Origin of the sequence: Mesorhizobium sp. ESP6-5, assembly GCF_020164695.1 — a bacterium.
GTDB classification, from domain to species: domain Bacteria; phylum Pseudomonadota; class Alphaproteobacteria; order Rhizobiales; family Rhizobiaceae; genus Mesorhizobium; species Mesorhizobium australicum.
This window is the reverse complement of sequence record NZ_JAIUGR010000008.1, coordinates 197,487-217,459: the sequence shown is the minus strand read 5'-3', so window position 1 is coordinate 217,459 and position 19,973 is coordinate 197,487. Positions and strand designations below refer to the sequence as shown.

Genomic DNA, 19,973 nt, shown 5'->3' with positions numbered 1-19,973 from the left:
ACTTCTTGCATGCGAAAGTGGCCTTACCGATTGGCGTGTTGCGCCAGCGGCGCCTCAGGCGCCGTGGTGGGACTCCGTCCCATCCTTTTGGCCACCGAACCCGTGCATATAGAACGCCCATTGCAGTCCGATGACGGCACCCTTGACCGGTTGCAGCAGCGCGATGGAGAGCAGGATGGTCAAGGGCACCCATATTGCAATGTGCTGCCAGGTGGAGAGCGTCGAGGTCGCTTCCACGCCCATGAAGGCACCGAGAACGATATGGCCGACGATGACGATGACCAGGTAGGCCGGCAGATCGTCGGCGCGATGGTGATGGATCTCCTCGCCGCAGACGCTGCAGGTTTCGACAGTCTTGGTGAAGCCGCGGAACAGCTTGCCTTCGCCACAGTTGGGGCAGCGGCCCAAGAAGCCCCGCCTCATCGCCGTCCACAAGGGGCGGGCAACCCGGCCAGAGTGATGTTCGCCACCAAAAACCTGTTGTTCCATCATCGTCTCCTGCCGCGCGACCCCGGTCGCGATTGCGACGCACGGGCGCGGCCCTTAGCCTTGTGAAACGACCTGCTGGAGCCTGGCAGGGGCTTTGGGTCGGTCAACATCTCGAAGCGCATCGCGCCGGCCATTGGCGCCACCTCGACGAGCCGGACCTCGACGCGGTCCGCGAGCTGGTAGCCTTTGCCCGAGCGTTCTCCGAACAGGGAGCGGGCCGTTTCATCGTATATATAGTAATCGCCGCCCAAAGTTGACACCGGGATGAAACCATCGGCGCCATATTGCGGCAATTGGACAAAAAGTCCTGATTTGGTGACGCCGGAGATGCGGGCGTCGAAGCGGTCGTCGATGCGCTCGGCGAGGTAGGCCGAGATCAGCCGGTCGACCGTGTCGCGCTCGGCAGCCATTGCGCGCCGCTCGGTGCCGGAGATCAGCACCGCAACGTCTTCGAGGCGGGCCTCCTCATCCTGCGTCAGCCCACCTGGGCCGAGGCCCAGCGCGGCAATAAGCCCGCGATGCACGATCAGGTCGGCGTAGCGGCGGATCGGCGAGGTAAAATGGGCGTAACGGCTGAGGTTGAGGCCGAAATGGCCGATGTTCTTGGGTGAATATTCGGCCTGGCTCTGCGAGCGAAGCACCACTTCGTTGACCAGCGCCTCATTGTCGGCGCCGCGCACACGCTCAAGAATGCCGTTGAATTGGCTGGGCCGCATCTGGGCGCCGCGTGCCAATGACAGGCTAAGCGTCTGCAGGAATTCGCGCAGCGATTCCTGCTTGGCCAGCGACGGCGCGTCATGGACGCGATAGACCAGCGCCTGCTTCTTGCCTTCCAGCGTTTCGGCCGCGGCGACATTGGCCTGGATCATGAACTCTTCGATCAGCTTGTGGGCCTCGAGCCGCTCCGGCACGATGACGCGGTCGACCGTGCCATCCGGCTTGAGCAGGATCTTGCGCTCCGGCAGGTCGAGTTCCAGCGGCTGGCGGCCATCGCGGCCGCGCTTGAGGATCGCATAGGCCTCCCACAGCGGCCTCAGCACAGTGTCGAGGATCGGGCCGGTCTTGTCGTCCGGTACACCGTCGATCGCGGCCTGGGCCTGGCTATAGGCTAGCTTGGCCGCCGACTTCATCATGACGCGGTGGAAGGAGTGCCTGATCTTTCTGCCATCGGCGGAGAAAGTCATGCGCACCGCGAGTGCTGGGCGATCCTGACCCTCGCGCAGCGAACAGAGATCGTTGGAGATGCGCTCGGGCAGCATCGGCACGACGCGATCGGGGAAATAAACCGAATTGCCGCGCTTCAGCGCTTCGCGGTCGAGCGCCGTGCCATGGCGGACATAGGCCGCGACATCCGCGATGGCGACCGTCGCGATGACGCCGCCGGGGTTCTTCTCGTCGGGATCAGGGGTGGCGAAGACCGCGTCGTCATGGTCCTTGGCGTCGGCCGGATCGATGGTAACCAGCGGCAGGTCGCGCCAGTCCTCGCGACGGTCAAGCGTCGCGGGCTTCACCGCCTCGGATTCGGCAATGACGTCGGCCGGGAAAATGTGGGGAATGTCGTGCGCGTGGATGGCGATCATCGAAACCGCCTTTTCGCTGGTCAGCGAACCCAGCACGTTCAGCACCTTGGCGCGGGGCAACCCAAAGCGGGGGGCTCGCGCTGGCTCGACTTCGACAAGATCGCCGTTTTTGGCGCCGTTCTGGAATTCCTTGTCGACGATCAACTCGGGCTGGCGCCGTTCCACCGGCTCGATGCGGAAGCTGCCGTCCTGAAGCACGCGAAAGACGCCGAGGACAGCGTCCGTGCGCTTCTCGAAGATCTTGATCACCCGGCCGGTATACGCAGGCCCTGACGGATCGTCGGTCGGGAAGGTTTTGGCCAGCACGCGGTCGCCGATGCCTGGCGCGGGACCGTTGCCGCTGCGCGAAACGCGGATCGAGACCACGGGAGGCTCGCCCGGACCGACTGCCTCGGCCGGGTGCGCCAGCAAGATGCCATCGCCGTCGCGGCCAAAGATGTCGAGCACGGCGACATGGGGTAGGGCGCCGACCCGGGCTAACCGCTTGCGCTCCTTGGTCAGAACGCCTTCGTCCTGCAGGTCGCGCAGGAGATCCTTCAGCCAGATGCGGTCGTCGCCGCGCAGCGCGAACGCCTTGGCGATGTCGCGCTTTCCGGCGCGATCTGGGTTTTCGGCGATATAGCGCAGGATTTCGTCGCGCGAGGGCCGATAATTGTCCTTGACCTTGGCCCGGGTGTCGGCGGTGCGGGGATCGCCGTGACTTCTTCCGGTGATCCTGCGCGCCACGCCGTTCTACCCTTTTTTCTTCGCGGCCGGCTTCTTGGCCGCTGTTTTCTTGGCGGCGGGGGCTTTGGTTGCCGCCGCCTTGCGGAACGGCTTCTTGCCACCGCCGCCCTTGGCTTCCTTTTCGGCGATCAGCGCCAGCGCATCCTCGATCGTCACCGATTGCGGATCCTTGCCCTTGGGCAGCGTGGCGTTGACCTTGCCGAAATTGACGTAGGGGCCGTATTTGCCGTCGCGCACGACGATCTTGCCGCCGCCATCCGGATGGTCGCCAAGCTCCTTCAGAGCCGCAGGCGTGCCACCATTGCGGCCACCCTTGCCCTTGGACTGCTTCTCGGCAATCACCGTAACGGCACGGTTGAGGCCAATGGAAAACACATCCTCGATGCTGTCGAGATTGGCGTAGGTGCCATCGTGCAGCACGAACGGCCCGTAACGGCCGAGGCCGGCCGAGATCATCTTGCCGGATTCGGGATGTTTGCCCACGTCGCGCGGCAGCCCCAGCAAGGCCAGCGCCTTCTCATGGTCGATGGAATCAGGCGTCCAGCCCTTGGGCAGGCTCGAACGCTTTGCCTCCTTGCCGTCGCCGCGCTGGATATACGGGCCGAAGCGGCCGGAGCGCAGCGTGATTTCCTCGGCCGTATAAGGATCCTTGCCCAGCACCTTGGTACCGTCCTCGCCGCCGCCATTCTCGCCATTGGGATTGGCGGCGTCGCCGAGCTGGCGGGTGAAGGAGCATTCGGGATAATTCGAGCAGCCGACGAAAGCGCCGAACTTGCCGAGCTTCAGCGACAGATTACCGGTGCCGCATTTCGGGCAGATGCGCGGGTTGGAACCGTCCTCGCGGGCGGGAAATACCAGCGGCGCCAGTTCCTCGTTCAGCGCATCGAGCACATCGGTGACGCGCAGCTCCTTGATGTCGGCGACGGCGCCCGAAAAATCCTTCCAGAAATCGCGCAGCACGTCCTTCCAGGCGAGCTTGCCGTCGGAGATCTCGTCGAGCTTTTCTTCCAGCGATGCCGTGAAGTCGTACTCGACATAGCGCTCGAAGAAGCTTTCCAGGAAGGCCGACAGCAGGCGTCCCTTGGCCTGCGGCACCAGCCGGCGCTTGTCGATGGTGACGTAGTCTCGGTCCTCGAGCGTCTTCAGGATCGCGGTGTAGGTCGAGGGGCGGCCGATGCCGAGTTCTTCCAGCTTCTTGATCAGCGACGCCTCGGAGTAGCGCGGCGGCGGCTCGGTCGTGTGCTGGGTGGCATTGATCGCGCGGCGGGCAAGCTGCTCGCCGGAGCGGATCTCCGGCAGACGGCGGTTTTCCTCGTCTTCGGCGTCGTCCTCCTTCTGATCGGTGTAGGCGGCGATGAAGCCGTCGAAGCGAACGACCGAACCGACAGCGCGAAGTTCAGCGGTGCGGGCGCCATTCAGCGCCTCGATCTCGACAGTGGTGCGCTCGATCTCGGCCGACTGCATCTGGCTTGCGATGGCGCGCTTCCAGATCAGTTCATAAAGCCGCATCTGGTCGGAATCGAGATATTGCCTGACCGACGCCGGGGTGCGCATGAAATCCGTCGGCCGGATGGCCTCGTGCGCTTCCTGCGCGTTCTTGGCCTTGGCGGTGTATTGGCGCGGCTTCTCCGGCAGGTATTTCGGGCCGAATTCCTTGGCGATGGCATCGCGCGCGGCGTCGATCGCCTCGGGGGCCATCTGCACGCCGTCGGTTCGCATATAGGTGATCAGGCCGGTGGTTTCGCCGCCGATCTCCATGCCCTCATAGAGCCGCTGGGCCACCTGCATGGTGCGCGTGGCCGAGAAGCCGAGGCCCGATGAGGCGGCCTGCTGCAATGTCGAGGTGGTGAAGGGCGGACCGGGGTTGCGCTTGGTCGGCTTGGCTTCGACGGACAGCGCCTTGAAGGTGGCGCCTTCGAGCATCGCCTTGATGTCGTCGGCTTGTGCCTTGTTGGCAATGTCGAGCTTTTGCAGCTTCTTGCGCTCGAAGGCGGTGAGGCGGGCTTCGAAGGTCTCGTTGCGCGGCGTGCCGAGGAGAGCTGATATCTGCCAGTATTCCTCGCGGATGAAGCGCTCGATCTCGGATTCGCGGTCGCAGACCAGGCGCAGCGCCACCGACTGGACACGGCCGGCGGAGCGGGCGCCCGGCAATTTGCGCCACAGGACAGGCGACAGGGTGAAGCCGACGAGATAGTCGAGCGCGCGGCGGGCCAGATAAGCGTCGACCAGCGGCGCATCGATCTGGCGCGGATTGGCCATCGCCTCCAGCACCGACGATTTGGTGATGGCGTTGAAGACGACGCGGCTGACCGGCTTGTCCTTCAGCGCGCGCTTCTGCTTGAGCACTTCCAGAACGTGCCAGGAGATGGCTTCACCTTCACGATCCGGGTCGGTGGCGAGGATCAGGCCGTCGGCGTCCTTGACTGCCTTGGCGATGTCGGCGAGCCGCTTGCCGGAGGCGGTGTCGACCGCCCAGGACATGGCAAAATCCTCATCCGGGCGCACCGAGCCATCCTTGGCCGGCAAATCGCGGACATGGCCGAACGAGGCCAGAACCTTGTAGTTCCTGCCCAGATATTTGTTGATTGTTTTTGCCTTGGCCGGCGATTCGACGACGACGACGTCCATGAGGTCTCATATCAGCTGTGATGCGGCAGAAGAATTCCGCTGCGCGCGACGAAATCTCGGTTCTGTTCGTCGCTCACATGGCCGCGCTTTTGCATCCGGTCAAGGGCAAGCGCCCAAATTGCGGGGCCGCCGACAGCAATACACTCTAAGAGTGTATGGAGAACATCACATATTTTAGAATGAGTGGGCGCAAGCCTCGGAAGATTGGGAGAGGTTCAATTTGTTGCTGGTCCAATCGGCCTGGAATGGGTCAAGTCGAGTCCGTGACGGCCCGGCCGCCGGACTTGGAGGGATGCCCGGCGGCCGGTGAGAAGTCCCGTTTGGCGGAACTCCCGATGGGGAAATCAGTCCGCCTTGACAACGTGCCAGACGCCGGCGACGCCATCACCGGTCACGTCGCCGGCCTTCTTGTCCTTGATGAAGGTGTAAACCGGCTTGCCGTCATAGGCCCACATCTTGGTGCCGTCGGTACGGTCGACGACGCTCCATTCATCGTCCGCCTTGGCGCCCGCCTCGGCCTTCAGCGGCGGCCAGTTGGTGGCGCACTTGTCGTAGCAGTTGGTCTTGCCCTTCTCGTCCTTGTCATAGGTGTAGAGCGTCATGCCATTGGCGTCGGTGTAGATCTTGGTGCCATTGACCTCGGCTTCCTTCCACGCTTCGGCGGCAAAGGATGCGGCGGTGCTGAGCAGGAGCGCGGCCAGCGCCGCGGTTATCGTTTTCATGGAAATCTCCGTGGCTGATATTCGAAGGCGCGCGGGAAATCGCGGCCTCGTCGTGTCAACGCCCTGCGCGGATGCTTTCTTCCCCGCCCGCGATGACTTGCCACACGATGGTGATTGGCGGACGAACCGGCGTGCCGCTATATCGGACGCCAAAGGTTGGAGTTTTGGAATGGCATTGGATATCGGCTATGTCAGCGCGGTCGGGGCGGGGGCCATCTCGTTCCTTTCGCCATGCGTGCTGCCGCTGGTGCCGCCTTATCTCTGCTACATGGCCGGCGTCTCCGTCGACGATTTCCGCGGCAATGCAGGTGCGACGGCACGCGAGGGCGCGCGCGGCGCGCTGCTCTATTCCTCGATCGCCTTCGTGCTCGGTTTTTCCACCGTGTTCGTCGCGCTGGGCGCCGGCGCGTCGACCATCGGCCGGCTGCTGCGCGTCTGGCAGGAGCCGCTGGCGATGGGCGCCGGCGTGCTGATCATCCTGATGGGCCTGAATTTTTTGGGCATCCTGCGTATCCCGCTCCTGTCACGCGAGGCGCGCTTCCAGTCGCAGGGCAAGCCAGCCAGCGCCGTCGCCGCGTATGTCATGGGCCTTGCCTTCGCCTTCGGCTGGACGCCCTGCATCGGCCCGGTACTGGGGCCGATCCTGACGCTGGCCGGTGGCCGCGAGACGGTCGGCGAGGGGGCCCTTCTGCTCGCCGCCTATTCGCTCGGCCTCGGCATCCCGTTCCTGATTGCGGCGCTGTTCTCCGGCGCCTTCATGCGCTTCCTGGGCAAATTCCGCGTCCATCTCGGCCGCGTCGAAAAGGCGATCGGCGCGTTGCTGGTGGTCGCCGGCGTGTTTTTCCTCACCGGCGGCGTGCAGACGGTGTCGTACTGGCTGCTTGAGAATTTCCCGGTGCTGGGGCGGCTGGGATAGCGGTGCGTGCTCTCTTGCCCAGTTTGGTCCCGCGTTCGACACCTTAACTTATGGTCCGCGTTATTGGTCTTGAGCGAGCTGTGCCGAAGTCAGATCCAAATTATGCTTCACCAAAAACGCTTCGATGGTTTCAACGACAGTACGCGCCTTGAACACAATCCCAAGATCGATCATCTCTTGCTGCTGAGCCATCGGTTGAACCTGAGTAGGTATTGGCACGGGGATAATCTGGTTCAGTTGAGTGCGGAAAAAGACCGCCGCAACGACTCCTACGAATAGGAAGCGTGAGCCGATTGTCATGCCGCCATTCTTGTTAGCCCAAGAGCCGTGATTGAGGATAAATACCGGACTGCCGCTTGAGCCCCCAAAGACTGATGCGTCTATCAGAAAACGGGGTGTACCTTCAAAGTCCACTTCGATCGGACTGGCGGTGGTACCGCGCCGCATTACAGGCAAGAGGTTTTTGCTATCCCAAACCCCATTAGGATATCCCACGAATGTCACCGATTCTAGGGCATCCAATTCGGCGATCTGCTGTGCATTGGGAATTAGGCTGGAGTCCACGGACCGAAAAAACAATTCCGTATTGTGCTGTTGCTTCACGAACTCAATGAGGGGAACGAGAGGGCAAATGGCAATATCTACATTCTCGTCAGGATGGCCAAACCACATATCAACCCAATTCTTTGGATCAAGGTGGAGGTTGAATCCACCGCCAAGGGTGGGCATCCCGTCCTTCTGCTTCAAAAACGAGAAGCGGCCCTCACGCATCCCCAAAACAACATGCTTATTCGTGACCACGAACAACGCATCTTTGTCTCCAAATACATGAGAAAAAAAGAAGCCGGTCCCAGAACCCTGCATGCCCGTCGCCGTAAGGGTGTCGATCCGCACTGTGGTGAAGAAGAGCTGCTCGGCGATGGTTTTGACTTGCATACGGCGTCCTGTTCAATTCAATCTAACTGTTATACTGGCGATAGAGTTGAATTTAGTCCAGCGTTCAATGAAGCCAGGGGAGCTCCCATCCCACCGGAAATTTAACCGCATTGGTGCAGCATGGCGCCACTGCTATCCTGTATTGATTCCCAACCCTTTCATACGGTTGCCCGTCCATGAGCCAGAGATCCTGCCTGTCCGTCATCCTCGCTGCCGGCGAAGGCACGCGCATGAAGAGCGCGCTGCCGAAAGTGCTGCACCAGATCGCCGGGTTGCCGATGGTGGCCCATGTGGTCAAGGCGGCCGAGGCCGCGGGTGCGAGCGGGCTGGCGCTGGTGATCGGCCATGGCGCCGACGAGATGCGCAAGGCGGCGGCGAAGTTTGCACCGAAGGCGGAAACCTTCGAGCAGGAAAAGCGCTTGGGTACGGCGCATGCCGTTATCGCTGCTCGCGAAGCAATATCAAAGGGTTATGACGACGTCCTCGTGATGTTTGGCGACACGCCACTGATCGATGCGGATGCGCTCACGCTGGCGCGGCGGAGATTGGCGGAAGGTGCTGCCGTCGTGGTGATCGGATTCCGCCCACCCAATCCGACCGGCTATGGCCGGTTGATCGAAAAGGATGGCAAGCTCACAGCTATCCGCGAGGAAAAAGACTGCTCCGAAGAGGAGAAGAAAATCGGCTTCTGCAATGCCGGCATGATGGCGGTGGCCGGCGCGCACGCGCTGAAACTGCTCGACGCGGTCGGCAACGAGAATGCCAAGGGCGAGTATTATCTGACCGATATCGTCGAGATCGCCAGTGCACAAAATCTCGATGTCGTTGCCACCGAAGCCAGCTTCGAAAGCGCGCTCGGCATCAACAATCGCGCCGAACTGGCGCAAGCCGAAGCCATCTGGCAACAGCGCCGGCGCCATGACGCGATGCTGTCGGGCGTGACTCTGATCGCCCCGGAAACCGTGTTTTTCTCGCACGACACTGAAATCGGCGCCGACACCATCGTCGAACCCAACGTCTGGTTTGGTCCGGGCGTGAGGATCGCCAGCGGCGCCAAAATTCACGCCTTCAGCCACATCGAGGGCGCCACCATCGCTTCCAATTGCGATGTCGGGCCGTTCGCCCGGCTGCGGCCAGGCGCCGATCTCAGGAACAAGGCCAAGGTCGGCAATTTCTGCGAGGTCAAGCAAGCCGTTATCGAGGACGGCGCCAAGGTCAACCATTTGACCTATATTGGCGACGCGCGTGTCGGCGCGGGCGCCAATATCGGGGCGGGCACCATCACCTGCAACTACGACGGCTACTCAAAGTTCTTCACGGACATCGGCGCGGGCGCCTTCATCGGCTCCAATTCCTCGCTCGTGGCCCCGGTCACCATCGGCAATGGCGGCTATATCGCCTCGGGCAGCGTCATCACCGAAAGCGTACCCGACGATGCGCTGGCCTTCGGCCGCGCCCGCCAGAAGACGATCCCCGGCAAGGGCAAGGAATTGCGCGAACGCTTTGCTTCCGCGGCGGCCGCGAAGAAGAAAGCGGCTGGCGCCGACCATTAGCGATTGGGTCGACGGTCTGCTTTCTCGCCGAAGCAATCGAAAAAACCGAACGATTGCCGTAACCGGATTGCAAGAGCGGGCTGTCATGGTGCATGCCTGCTGAAGCGTCCGTTACAGCGGACGAAATGCAATGTGACTTTCGCGGCAGGCCGGCCACGCCTAAATATCGCTGGTTTTCCGTGGGCAATCGGGGACTGTCTGCATGTGCGGTATCGTTGGAATCGTCGGCCACTCGCAGGTTGCGCCGCTCATCGTCGACGCACTGAAGCGGCTCGAATATCGCGGCTATGACTCCGCCGGCGTCGCCACCATTGAGAAGGGCGAGCTCGGCCGCCGCCGTGCCGAGGGCAAGCTGGTCAACCTCGAACGCCGGCTCAAGGATGAGCCGCTCGACGGCAGGATCGGTATCGGCCATACGCGCTGGGCAACCCACGGCGTGCCCAACGAGACCAATGCGCACCCGCATTTTTCAGACGGCGTCGCCATCGTCCACAACGGCATCATCGAGAATTTCGCCGAACTGCGCGAGGAGCTGATCCGCGACGGCTATTCCTTCTCGTCGCAGACCGACACCGAGGTCGTGGCACATCTGGTGGCGCGAGAACTCGCCAGGGGGCTGAAGCCGGTCGAGGCCGCGCACCAGGCGCTGAAGCGGCTGGAAGGCGCCTTTGCGCTAGCCATCATGTTCAAGGGTGACGAGGACCTGATCGTCGGCGCGCGCAATGGCCCGCCTTTGGCCGTTGGCCATGGCGACGGCGAGATGTTTTTGGGGTCCGACGCCATCGCGCTCGCTCCGTTCACCAATTCGATCACCTATCTCGAGGACGGCGACTGGGCGGTGGTGCGCCGCGACGGTGTCGCCATCTTCGACATCGACGGCAAAAAGGTCGACCGCAAGCGCCAGCAGTCGCTCTCGACCAGCTTCATGGTCGACAAAGGCAACCGCCGCCATTTCATGGAAAAGGAGATCCATGAGCAGCCCGAGGTGATCTCGCACACACTGGCTCATTATGTGGATTTTGTCTCCGGCGTCTCCAAGCCGCTCGATCTGCCATTCGACTTCGCCAAGATCGGCCGGCTGGCGATCTCCGCCTGTGGCACCGCCTATCTCGCCGGCCTGATCGGCAAATACTGGTTCGAGCGCTATGCGCGGCTCCCGGTCGATATCGATGTCGCGTCGGAATTCCGTTACCGCGAGATGCCGTTGTCGGCCAACGACGCCGCCTTCTTCATCTCGCAATCGGGCGAGACCGCCGATACACTGGCCTCGTTGCGCTATTGCCGCAAGGCCGGGATGAAGATCGGCGCCGTCGTCAACGTGCGGGAATCGACCATGGCGCGCGAATCCGACGTCGTGCTGCCGACGCTGGCCGGGCCAGAGATTGGCGTCGCTTCGACCAAGGCTTTCACCTGCCAGCTGTCCGTGCTCGCGTCGCTTGCCGTGCGCGCCGGCGTGGCGCGCGGAGCGATCTCGAAGGAGCAAGAGAAAACGCTGGTGCGAGCGCTTTCGGAAGCGCCGCGCTATGCCAACCAGGTGCTGAAGCTCGAAGAGCAGATTGAACGGATCGCGCGGGAACTGTCGCGTTACAAGGACGTGCTCTATCTCGGACGGGACACCAATTTCCCGCTCGCCATGGAAGGCGCGCTGAAGCTGAAGGAGATTTCCTACATCCACGCCGAAGGCTATGCCGCCGGAGAGCTGAAGCATGGGCCGATCGCGCTGATCGACGAGAACATGCCGGTGATCGTGATCGCGCCGCACGACCGCATCTTCGAAAAGACCGTGTCCAACATGCAGGAAGTGGCGGCGCGTGGCGGCAAGATCATCCTGATCACCGACGCCAAGGGCGCGGCACAGGTGAGTCTGAAGACGATGGAGACCATCGTGCTTCCGGATGTGCCGGAAATCATCTCGCCGATCATCTATGCGCTGCCGATCCAGATGCTCGCCTACTTCGCCGCCGTGTTCATGGGCACCGACGTCGACCAGCCGCGCAATCTGGCGAAGTCGGTGACGGTGGAATAGGCGCTTGTAAACAGGCGCCTTTAAAAACTTCGCAGTTCCAAAGCGTCTTCCGGTTCACTAATGTCGCGTCGCAATAGCGCCTCCGGTGAACCATGTCAGACGCTCCCAAGACTTCCGGCATGACACGGCTGAGGAACTATTTCCTCACGGGCTTCATCGTCTGCGCGCCGCTGGCGATCACCGCCTATATCGCCTGGTCGTTCATCGGCTGGGTCGATTCCTGGGTGAAACCGTATATTCCGGCGCGCTACAGCCCCGACACCTATCTGCCGTTTCCGGTTCCAGGGTTCGGGCTCATCGTTGCGCTCATCCTGATCACGCTGATCGGTTTTCTGACCGCCAACATTGTCGGCCGCGCCATAGTCGGCTTTGGCGAGCGCTTGCTTGGCCGCATGCCGCTGGTGCGCGGCATATACGGCTCGCTGAAGCAGATTTTTGAGACCGTGCTGTCGAACAAGGGCGACATGTTCCGCCAGGTTGGGCTGGTCGAATATCCACGCAAGGGCGTGTGGTCGCTGGTGTTCGTCGCCAGCGAAAAGGAAACCGAGATCAACCAGAAGCTCGACCAGGAAGGTGATCCGCTGATTGCCGTGTTCATGCCGTGCACGCCGAACCCGACGACCGGTTTCCTGATGTATGTGCTGAAGTCGGACATCGTGCCGCTCGACATGACGATCGAGGACGGCGCCAAGCTGATCGTATCAGCCGGGTTGGTGGCTCCCGAGGTGAAGACGAAACTGGTGACGCTGAACGGCGAGCCGATCAACGGAACCCTGGCCAATCCGCCTATAGGGCCTCACCCGGCGCGCAGGAGCCGCACGGCCTCGTCGCGGCCGAACAAGTAGAGCAGGAGCCGCAGCGCCTCGCCGCGGTCCGATTGCAGTTCTGGGTCGCGCGACAGGATCAGCCTGGCGTCGTCACGGGCGGCCTCCAGTAGGTCGGCATGCACCTCGATGCGCGCCACCTGGAAACCCGGCGTGCCGGACTGGCGGGTGCCCAGCAATTCGCCTTCGCCACGCAATTTCAGGTCCTCCTCGGCGATCAGGAAACCGTCCTCGGTCTCGCGCATCACCGACAGCCGGCGTTTTGCGGTCTCGCCAAGCGGATCCTTGTACAGCAGCACGCAGGACGAGGGCTTGTCGCCGCGTCCGACCCGGCCGCGCAGCTGGTGCAACTGAGCGAGGCCGAAGCGTTCGGCATGCTCGATGACCATGATCGTGGCGTCAGGAACGTCGACGCCGACCTCGATCACCGTGGTGGCGATCAGGATGCGCGTCTCGCCTTGCTTGAAGGCGCGCATCGCCTCGTCCTTCTCGACACCCTTCATGCGGCCGTGGACAAGGCCGATGCGATCGCCGAACAGCGGCTTCAGCGAGGCAAAGCGATCCTCGGCCGACATCAGTTTTATTTCTTCGGATTCCTCGACCAGCGGGCAAATCCAGTAGATCTTCTGGCCATCCGCGACGGCATCGAGCATGCGGCCGACCAGCTCGTCGAGCCGCTCCAGCGGCAGCGTGACGGTGCGGATCGGCTGGCGGCCGGCGGGTTTTTCCGTCAGCTTCGACACGTCCATGTCGCCGAAGGCGGTCAGTACCAGCGTGCGCGGGATGGGGGTCGCGGTCATGACCAGCATGTCGGGCGCGTCGCCCTTGGCGGTGATGGCAAGCCGCTGGTGGACGCCGAAGCGATGCTGCTCATCGATGACGGCCAGGACCAGGTCGTGGAAGCTGACCGTTTCCTGAAACAGCGCATGGGTGCCGACGACGATGTCGATCTCGCCGCTGGCAAGACCCGCCAGCGTTTCGGCTCGCTCGCGACCCTTTTCACGGCCGGTCAGGATGGCGATGCGCAAGCCGACCTTGGCGGCAAGCGGGGTGATCGTCGCCAGATGCTGGCGCGCGAGGATTTCGGTCGGCGCCATCAGCGCCGCCTGGCCGCCGGCCTCGACAGCGCGTGCCATGGCAAGCAGCGCCACCACCGTCTTGCCCGAGCCGACGTCACCTTGCAGCAGCCGCAGCATGCGCTCCGGATCGGCGAGATCAGCGTTGATTTCGGCAAGCGCGAATTCCTGCGAGGGCGTAAGCGAATAGGGAAGGGCTGTACGCAGCTTCTCGACGATGCGCCCATCGCCGACGAGAGGGCGGCCTGACAGGCGCCGCACCTTTGCCCGCACCAGGGCCAGCGAGACCTGGCCGGCGAGCAATTCATCATAGGCGAGGCGGCGCCATGCAGCCCCTTCGACCGCGACATCGATCGGATCAGCGGGATAATGGATGCGGGTCAGCGCGTCGCCGAAGGACGCAAAGCTCTGGCGGCGCATGAAGGCATCATCCTGCCATTCCGGCAGCTCCGGCAGGCGGCCGAGCGCCTGGCCGATCGCCCGGCGCAGCACCTTGCCCGAGAGGCCGGCGGTCAGCGGATAGACCGGTTCGACCAGCGGCAGGTTTTCCGCTTCGCTGGCGAGCGCGATATGGTCGGGGTGGACCATGGTCGGGCGGCCGTTGAACCATTCCATCCGGCCTGACACCACGACATGCTCGCCCACAGGCATTGCCTTTTCGAGATAGGCGGCATGGGCATGGAAGAAGGTCAGGCCGATTTCGCCCGTGTCGTCATGGGCGTAGACCCGGTAGGGCACCGACCTGTTGCCGCGCGGTGGCGGCTGGTGACGGTCTATGCGCAGCTCAAGCGTGACGATGGCGCCTTCGGCCGCGAGTGCGATGCCCGGCCGGTTTCGGCGGTCGATGACGGTGTGCGGCAGCACGAACAGGAGGTCGCCGGCGCGTGCGGCGCGGTCGCCGAGATCGGCGGCAACGACCTTCTCGATCAGCGCGCCAACCTTCGGCCCGACGCCGGCAAGCGAGGTGATCGGGACAAACAGGGGATCGAGGATGGAAGGACGCATGATGTCAGCTTATGTCGCGACGGCCGCAGCGCAAGGCTGACAGCGCCCACTATCCACGCTATATGCGCCGCTTGAAGTGAGGATGCGGCACAATGACCGGAACGAAACGATCAAGCGAGGGGCTGGACGCCCATCGCCGCAAGCTGTTGTTCCGTTCCTGGCATCGCGGCATGCGCGAGATGGATCTCATCCTCGGCACCTTCGCCGATGCCGAGATCGGCACCTTGACCGCCGAGGAAATCGACCAATATGAGAGGCTCCTCGATATTGCCGACACGGAATTCCTGCCGCTGGTTACGGGCGAACGCCCGGTGCCGGCGGAGATCGACTGTGCCGTCCTGCAAAAAATCCTGGCGTCCCGCCGGACCATGACTTTCTGAACACAAGCAATTCCAGGAAAAGTGCGCAGCGGTTTTCCCATGGGAATTGCGACAAACAAGACCGTGATTTGATGGCTCTCATTCCCACCATTGGCTTGCCGAAGGGCCGCGCCGGCCAGTTCATCGTCGACGGTGTCGCCGACGGCTACGAGGCTTTCGCACTGGTGCAGACGGCGCTCGAGATCGCGCCCGACAAGCCGGTGCTGTTCGTGGCCCGCGACGGCCAGCGCCTGCCTTCGATCATCGAGGCGCTGTCCTTCGTCGCGCCGGGCCTGCCTGTGCTGGAACTGCCTGCCTGGGACTGCCTGCCATACGACCGTGTCTCGCCTGGTTCGGATGCCGCCGCCAAGCGCCTCGATGCGCTGACCGCCATGATCGCACTGGCGAAGAAGCCGCACCGTGCCGTCATTCTCACCACCGCAAATGCGCTGCTGCAGCGCGTTCCGCCCGCGGAGCTTGTCGAGGCCCAAACTTTCCACGCCAGGCCCGGCAACCAGATCGACATGAATGCGCTGATCGCCCGGCTGGAGACGTCGGGATTCGAGCGGGTGCCGACCGTGCGCGGCATCGGCGAATTCGCGGTGCGCGGCGGCATTCTCGACCTCTTTGCACCCGGCTGGAGCGAGGCGCTAAGGCTTGATTTCTTCGGCGACACGCTGGAATCGATCCGCGTCTTCGATGCCGCGACGCAGCGCACCACCGGCCAGCGCAAGTCGATGGCGCTTCAGGCGATGAGCGAGGTGGCGCTGACGCCCGAAACCATCAGCCGCTTCCGCCGTTCCTATATCCAGGCTTTCGGTGCGCCCCAGCGTGACGACGGCCTCTATGCGGCGGTCAGCGAAGGCCGGCGTTTCGCGGGCATGGAGCATTGGCTGCCGTTCTTCTACGAGCGGCTGGAGACGGTGTTCGACTACCTCCCCGACGCACCCGTGGTTTTCGACCATCTGGCACATGAGGCGCTGGCCGAGCGCCATACGCTGATCCTCGATCACTACGAGGCGCGCAAAAAGCAGGCTGACGCGGCGCTCAAGGATGCGGTCCCCTACAAGCCGGTGGCGCCGGATCTGCTCTATCTCTCGCCGGAGAATCTGAAGGCTTCGCTTGGCGAGCGCGAAGACATCGACTTTACCGTGTTCGACGCGCCGGACCTGGGGAGCAAGAAAGTCTTCCACGCCGGCTCGCGCCATGGCCGCAGCTTCGTCGAGGAGCGAGCCGATCCGAACGTCAATGTCTTCGATGTGGTCGTCCGGCACATAGCCGACGAGCGCGCGGCGCGCCGCCGGGTCGTTATCGCCGGCTGGACCGAGGGCTCGCTCGACCGCCTTGGCCAGATCCTGGCCGAGCACCATCTCGGCAATCTCAAGCAGGTCGAGACGCTGGCGGAGGCCGAACAGCTCGAGCCGGGACAGGCCGCATTGGCGGTTTTGCCGCTGGAATCCGGTTTTGAGACCGAAAAGCTGGTCGTCGTCGCGGAACAGGACATTTTGGGCGACCGGCTGATCCGCCGCTCGAAGCGCAAGAAGCGCGCGTCCGACTTCATTGCCGAAGCCTCGGCCTTGTCGGCCGGCGATATTGTCGTCCATGCCGACCATGGAATTGGCCGTTTCATCGGCCTGCGCACCATTGAGGCGGTTGGCGCGCCGCATGACTGCCTGGAAATCCACTATGCCGGCGACGACCGGCTGTTCCTGCCGGTGGAAAACATCGAGCTGCTGTCGCGCTATGGCTCCGACACGGCCGAAGCGACGCTGGACAAGCTGGGCGGCGGCGCCTGGCAGTCGCGCAAGGCGAAGCTGAAGCGGCGCCTGCTTGACATGGCCGGACAACTGATCCGCATCGCCGCCGAGCGGCAGATGCGGGCCGCACCGGCCCTGGTGCCGGCCGAAGGCCTCTATGACGAGTTCGCCGCCCGGTTCCCTTACGAGGAAACCGACGACCAGCAGACGGCCATCGACTCGGTACGTGACGATCTCGGCGCGGGCAGGCCGATGGACCGGCTGATCTGCGGCGATGTCGGCTTCGGCAAGACCGAAGTGGCGCTGCGCGCCGCCTTTATCGCGGCGATGGAAGGGTTTCAGGTCGCGGTGGTGGTGCCGACGACACTGTTGTCGCGCCAGCATTTCAAGACATTCTCGCAGCGCTTTTCCGGACTGCCGATCCGTGTCGCACAGGCGTCGCGGCTGGTGGGCTCAAAGGAATTAGCCGAGACCAAGAAGGGCATTGCCGAAGGGCAGGTCGATATCGTTATCGGCACCCATGCGCTGCTGGGCTCCGCGATTTCGTTCAAGAATCTCGGCCTGCTGATCATCGACGAGGAGCAGCATTTTGGCGTCAAGCATAAGGAACGGCTGAAGGACCTGAAGACCGACGTCCATGTTCTGACCCTGTCGGCGACGCCGATCCCGCGCACGCTGCAACTGGCGCTGACGGGCGTGCGCGAACTGTCGCTGATCGCCACGCCACCGGTCGACCGCATGGCGGTGCGCACCTTCATCTCGCCCTTCGACCCGCTGGTCATTCGCGAGACGTTGTTGCGCGAGCGCTACCGAGGCGGCCATTCCTTCTATGTCGTTCCGCGTATCAGCGATCTGGCGGAAATCCATGATTTCCTGAAGGAATCAGTTCCTGAGCTGAAGGTAGCGGTGGCGCATGGCCAGATGCCACCGGGCGAACTCGACGACATCATGAACGCCTTCTACGACGGCCAGTACGATGTGCTTTTGTCGACCACCATCGTCGAATCCGGGCTCGATATTCCGACCGCAAACACGCTGATCATCCATCGCGCCGACATGTTCGGCCTGTCGCAGCTCTACCAGTTGCGCGGCCGCGTCGGGCGCTCGAAGGTGCGCGCCTATGCGCTGTTCACACTGCCGGCCAACCGCAAGCTCACCGACACCGCCGAGCGCCGTCTGAAGGTACTGCAGTCGCTCGACACGCTCGGCGCCGGCTTCCAGCTCGCCAGCCATGACCTGGATATCAGGGGCGCCGGCAACCTGCTGGGGGAGGAACAGTCCGGGCACATCAAGGAGGTCGGTTTCGAGCTCTACCAGCAGATGCTGGAGGAAGCGGTCGCCGAGGTGAAGGATTCCGGCGAGGTGCAGGATGGCGGCTGGTCGCCGCAGATCGCCGTCGGCACGGCAGTGATGATCCCGGAAGGCTACGTGCCGGACCTGCAGCTCAGGCTGGCGCTTTACCGCCGCCTTGGCGATCTCGAAAACACCGAGGAGATCGACGCCTTCGGCGCCGAACTGATCGACCGTTTCGGCCCGTTGCCGGAGGAAGTGAAACATCTCCTCAAGATCGTCTTCATCAAGGCGCTGTGCCGCAAGGCCAATGTCGAGAAGCTCGATGCCGGGCCGAAGGGTATCGTCATCCATTTCCGCAAGCGCGAGTTCTCGAACCCGGTCGGGCTGGTCAAGTATATTGGCGAGCAGGGTTCGCTGGCCAAGATCAGGGCCGACCATAGCGTGGTCTTCATCCGCGACTGGCCGACGGCGGAGAAGCGTCTGGCGGGCTCGGCCGTGGTCATGACGCAGCTGGCGCGACTGGTGGAGAAGGCAGCCTGATCTCGCCTTTCGGGCCGTCCTGGGCGCGTCAGCCATTCGCCAGCACCGAAATTCCGGTCTAGAATAGGAAATCGGCTTCGTGTATGGAGCCGCCACCCCAGTTTGGGGCGGGAAATGGCGGGCGAGGGTGTCCGCCGGAAAGAGCGTTGGGTGCAGCGATGACGAAATGGTCGCCGAATTCGTGGAGAGCAAAGCCGATCAAGCAAGTTCCCGCCTATCCGGATCTTGCCGCGCTGAAGAACACCGAAGCCCAACTCGCCACCTTCCCGCCGCTGGTCTTTGCCGGCGAAGCGCGCAAGCTGAAGAAGCAGTTGGCAGCGGTTGCCGCCGGCGAAGCCTTCCTGCTCCAGGGTGGTGATTGCGCGGAGAGTTTTGCCGAGCATGGCGCCGACAACATCCGCGACTTCTTCCGCGTCTTCCTGCAGATGTCCGTGGTGCTGACCTTCGCCGGTGCGCAGCCGGTGGTGAAGGTTGGCCGTGTCGCCGGCCAGTTCGCCAAGCCGCGCTCGTCCGACAACGAGACCAAGGGCGAAGTGACGCTGCCGAGCTATCGCGGCGACATCATCAACGGCATCGAGTTCGACCAGAAGTCGCGCATTCCCGATCCCGCCCGCCAGGAAATGGCCTACCGCCAGTCGGCGGCCACGCTCAACCTCCTGCGTGCCTTCGCGCAGGGCGGTTATGCCAGCCTGGAGAATGTGCATCGCTGGATGCTCGGCTTCGTCTCCGACAGCCCGCAGGGCGAGAAATACGAGTCGCTTGCCAATCGCATCACCGAGACGATGGATTTCATGCGCGCGGTCGGCATTACGTCCGAAACCAATTTCGCGCTGCGCGAAACCGACTTCTACACCAGCCACGAGGCCCTGCTGCTCGGCTATGAGGAGGCGCTGACGCGTGTCGATTCGACCTCGGGCGACTGGTACGCCACGTCGGGTCACATGATCTGGATCGGCGACCGCACGCGTCAACCCGACCACGCCCATGTCGAATATTGCCGCGGCATCAAGAACCCGCTCGGCCTGAAATGCGGTCCGTCGCTGACGCCGGACGGCCTCCTGGAACTGATCGACCTGCTGAACCCCGAGAACGAGCCGGGGCGGCTGACGCTGATCGCCCGCTTCGGTTCGGACAAGGTTGCCGACCATTTGCCGAAGCTGGTGCGCGCTGTGCAGAAGGAGGGCCGCAGCGTGGTCTGGTCGTCGGATCCGATGCATGGCAACACGATCGAGGCGGCCGGCTACAAGACACGGCCCTTCGACCGCATCCTGAAGGAGGTGCAGACCTTCTTCGAGGTGCACCGCGCCGAAGGCACGCATCCGGGCGGCATCCATGTTGAGATGACCGGCAAGAACGTCACCGAATGCACCGGTGGCGCCCGTGCCATCACCGCCGAGGAGTTGCAGGACCGCTATCACACCCATTGCGATCCGCGCCTCAATGCCGACCAGGCGATTGAACTGGCCTTTCTGGTCTCGGACCTCTTGAAGAAGAGCCATCCGGTGCAGCACAAGCAAGCGGTCAACGGCTGATCCGCCACGGC

General features: G+C 63.2%; 13 protein-coding genes. 7 read left to right on the top strand and 6 right to left on the bottom strand.

Annotated features, from left to right (window positions below; genetic code table 11):
• Positions 1-54: 54 nt before the first annotated feature.
• The 4 genes from LB524_RS15545 to LB524_RS15530 form a co-directional block, all read right to left on the bottom strand.
• Positions 55-489, bottom strand: a complete 435-nt coding sequence (locus LB524_RS15545) for a DUF983 domain-containing protein (RefSeq protein ID WP_224527910.1) — start codon at positions 487-489, stop codon at positions 55-57.
• Positions 489-2,795 carry a ribonuclease R gene (rnr, locus tag LB524_RS15540; RefSeq protein ID WP_224527907.1) on the bottom strand — a complete coding sequence of 769 codons (2,307 nt, stop codon included), beginning with the start codon at positions 2,793-2,795 and terminating at the stop codon, positions 489-491. The genes LB524_RS15545 and rnr overlap by 1 nt, the downstream gene beginning before the upstream one ends.
• Before the next feature lie 6 nt (positions 2,796-2,801).
• Entirely contained in the window at positions 2,802-5,423 is a 2,622-nt protein-coding gene (gene topA / locus LB524_RS15535) for a type I DNA topoisomerase (protein WP_224527904.1), read from the bottom strand.
• A gap of 344 nt (positions 5,424-5,767) precedes the next feature.
• Positions 5,768-6,145, bottom strand: coding sequence for a hypothetical protein (locus LB524_RS15530; protein ID WP_140716784.1), 378 nt, complete (start codon positions 6,143-6,145; stop codon positions 5,768-5,770).
• A 169-nt stretch (positions 6,146-6,314) separates the two neighbouring features.
• On the opposite strand from LB524_RS15530, the gene LB524_RS15525 reads away from it, so the two are divergent.
• The gene (locus LB524_RS15525) at positions 6,315-7,061 is read left to right on the top strand and encodes a cytochrome c biogenesis CcdA family protein (RefSeq protein WP_015317638.1); all 747 of its coding nucleotides are present in this window, start codon (positions 6,315-6,317) and stop codon (positions 7,059-7,061) included.
• Positions 7,062-7,121: 60 nt separating this feature from the next.
• Here LB524_RS15525 and LB524_RS15520 read toward each other — a convergent pair whose 3' ends face one another.
• Positions 7,122-7,997: a trypsin-like peptidase domain-containing protein gene (locus tag LB524_RS15520; protein ID WP_224527902.1), complete on the bottom strand. Its 876-nt coding sequence runs from the start codon at positions 7,995-7,997 to the stop codon at positions 7,122-7,124.
• A gap of 176 nt (positions 7,998-8,173) precedes the next feature.
• Between LB524_RS15520 and glmU the strand changes: the two genes are divergently transcribed.
• From glmU to LB524_RS15505, 3 genes are all read left to right on the top strand, one after another.
• Complete coding sequence (gene glmU / locus LB524_RS15515) at positions 8,174-9,550, top strand: bifunctional UDP-N-acetylglucosamine diphosphorylase/glucosamine-1-phosphate N-acetyltransferase GlmU (protein ID WP_224527899.1); 1,377 nt, start codon at positions 8,174-8,176, stop codon at positions 9,548-9,550.
• Between the two features lie 202 nt (positions 9,551-9,752).
• Positions 9,753-11,576, top strand: coding sequence for a glutamine--fructose-6-phosphate transaminase (isomerizing) (gene glmS / locus LB524_RS15510; RefSeq protein WP_140664309.1), 1,824 nt, complete (start codon positions 9,753-9,755; stop codon positions 11,574-11,576).
• Between the two features lie 92 nt (positions 11,577-11,668).
• Positions 11,669-12,421: a DUF502 domain-containing protein gene (locus tag LB524_RS15505; RefSeq protein WP_224527896.1), complete on the top strand. Its 753-nt coding sequence runs from the start codon at positions 11,669-11,671 to the stop codon at positions 12,419-12,421.
• On the opposite strand, the gene recG is transcribed toward LB524_RS15505, so the two are convergent.
• The gene (recG, locus tag LB524_RS15500) at positions 12,373-14,481 is read right to left on the bottom strand and encodes an ATP-dependent DNA helicase RecG (RefSeq protein ID WP_224527894.1); all 2,109 of its coding nucleotides are present in this window, start codon (positions 14,479-14,481) and stop codon (positions 12,373-12,375) included. The genes LB524_RS15505 and recG overlap by 49 nt on opposite strands.
• Before the next feature lie 92 nt (positions 14,482-14,573).
• Here recG and LB524_RS15495 point away from each other — a divergent pair, with 92 nt between their 5' ends.
• The 3 genes from LB524_RS15495 (at position 14,574) to LB524_RS15485 (ending at position 19,962) form a co-directional block, all read left to right on the top strand.
• The gene (locus LB524_RS15495) at positions 14,574-14,861 is read left to right on the top strand and encodes a succinate dehydrogenase assembly factor 2 (RefSeq protein ID WP_224527891.1); all 288 of its coding nucleotides are present in this window, start codon (positions 14,574-14,576) and stop codon (positions 14,859-14,861) included.
• 71 nt (positions 14,862-14,932) lie between these two features.
• Positions 14,933-18,430, top strand: coding sequence for a transcription-repair coupling factor (mfd, locus tag LB524_RS15490; protein WP_224527873.1), 3,498 nt, complete (start codon positions 14,933-14,935; stop codon positions 18,428-18,430).
• Between the two features lie 158 nt (positions 18,431-18,588).
• Positions 18,589-19,962: a class II 3-deoxy-7-phosphoheptulonate synthase gene (locus LB524_RS15485; protein WP_140616228.1), complete on the top strand. Its 1,374-nt coding sequence runs from the start codon at positions 18,589-18,591 to the stop codon at positions 19,960-19,962.
• Positions 19,963-19,973 lie beyond the last annotated feature (11 nt).

Bases quoted from the DNA above. Each gene is read 5' to 3' on its own strand.
- LB524_RS15520 (WP_224527902.1), bottom strand. From the start codon at position 7,997: ATGCAAGTCAAAACCATCGCCGAGCAGCTCTTCTTCACCACAGTGCGG.
- LB524_RS15495 (WP_224527891.1), top strand. From the start codon at position 14,574: ATGACCGGAACGAAACGATCAAGCGAGGGGCTGGACGCCCATCGCCGC.
- LB524_RS15525 (WP_015317638.1), top strand. From the start codon at position 6,315: ATGGCATTGGATATCGGCTATGTCAGCGCGGTCGGGGCGGGGGCCATC.
- recG (WP_224527894.1), bottom strand. From the start codon at position 14,481: ATGCGTCCTTCCATCCTCGATCCCCTGTTTGTCCCGATCACCTCGCTT.
- LB524_RS15545 (WP_224527910.1), bottom strand. From the start codon at position 489: ATGGAACAACAGGTTTTTGGTGGCGAACATCACTCTGGCCGGGTTGCC.
- glmS (WP_140664309.1), top strand. From the start codon at position 9,753: ATGTGCGGTATCGTTGGAATCGTCGGCCACTCGCAGGTTGCGCCGCTC.
- LB524_RS15485 (WP_140616228.1), top strand. From the start codon at position 18,589: ATGACGAAATGGTCGCCGAATTCGTGGAGAGCAAAGCCGATCAAGCAA.
- LB524_RS15530 (WP_140716784.1), bottom strand. From the start codon at position 6,145: ATGAAAACGATAACCGCGGCGCTGGCCGCGCTCCTGCTCAGCACCGCC.
- LB524_RS15505 (WP_224527896.1), top strand. From the start codon at position 11,669: ATGTCAGACGCTCCCAAGACTTCCGGCATGACACGGCTGAGGAACTAT.
- topA (WP_224527904.1), bottom strand. From the start codon at position 5,423: ATGGACGTCGTCGTCGTCGAATCGCCGGCCAAGGCAAAAACAATCAAC.
- mfd (WP_224527873.1), top strand. From the start codon at position 14,933: ATGGCTCTCATTCCCACCATTGGCTTGCCGAAGGGCCGCGCCGGCCAG.
- glmU (WP_224527899.1), top strand. From the start codon at position 8,174: ATGAGCCAGAGATCCTGCCTGTCCGTCATCCTCGCTGCCGGCGAAGGC.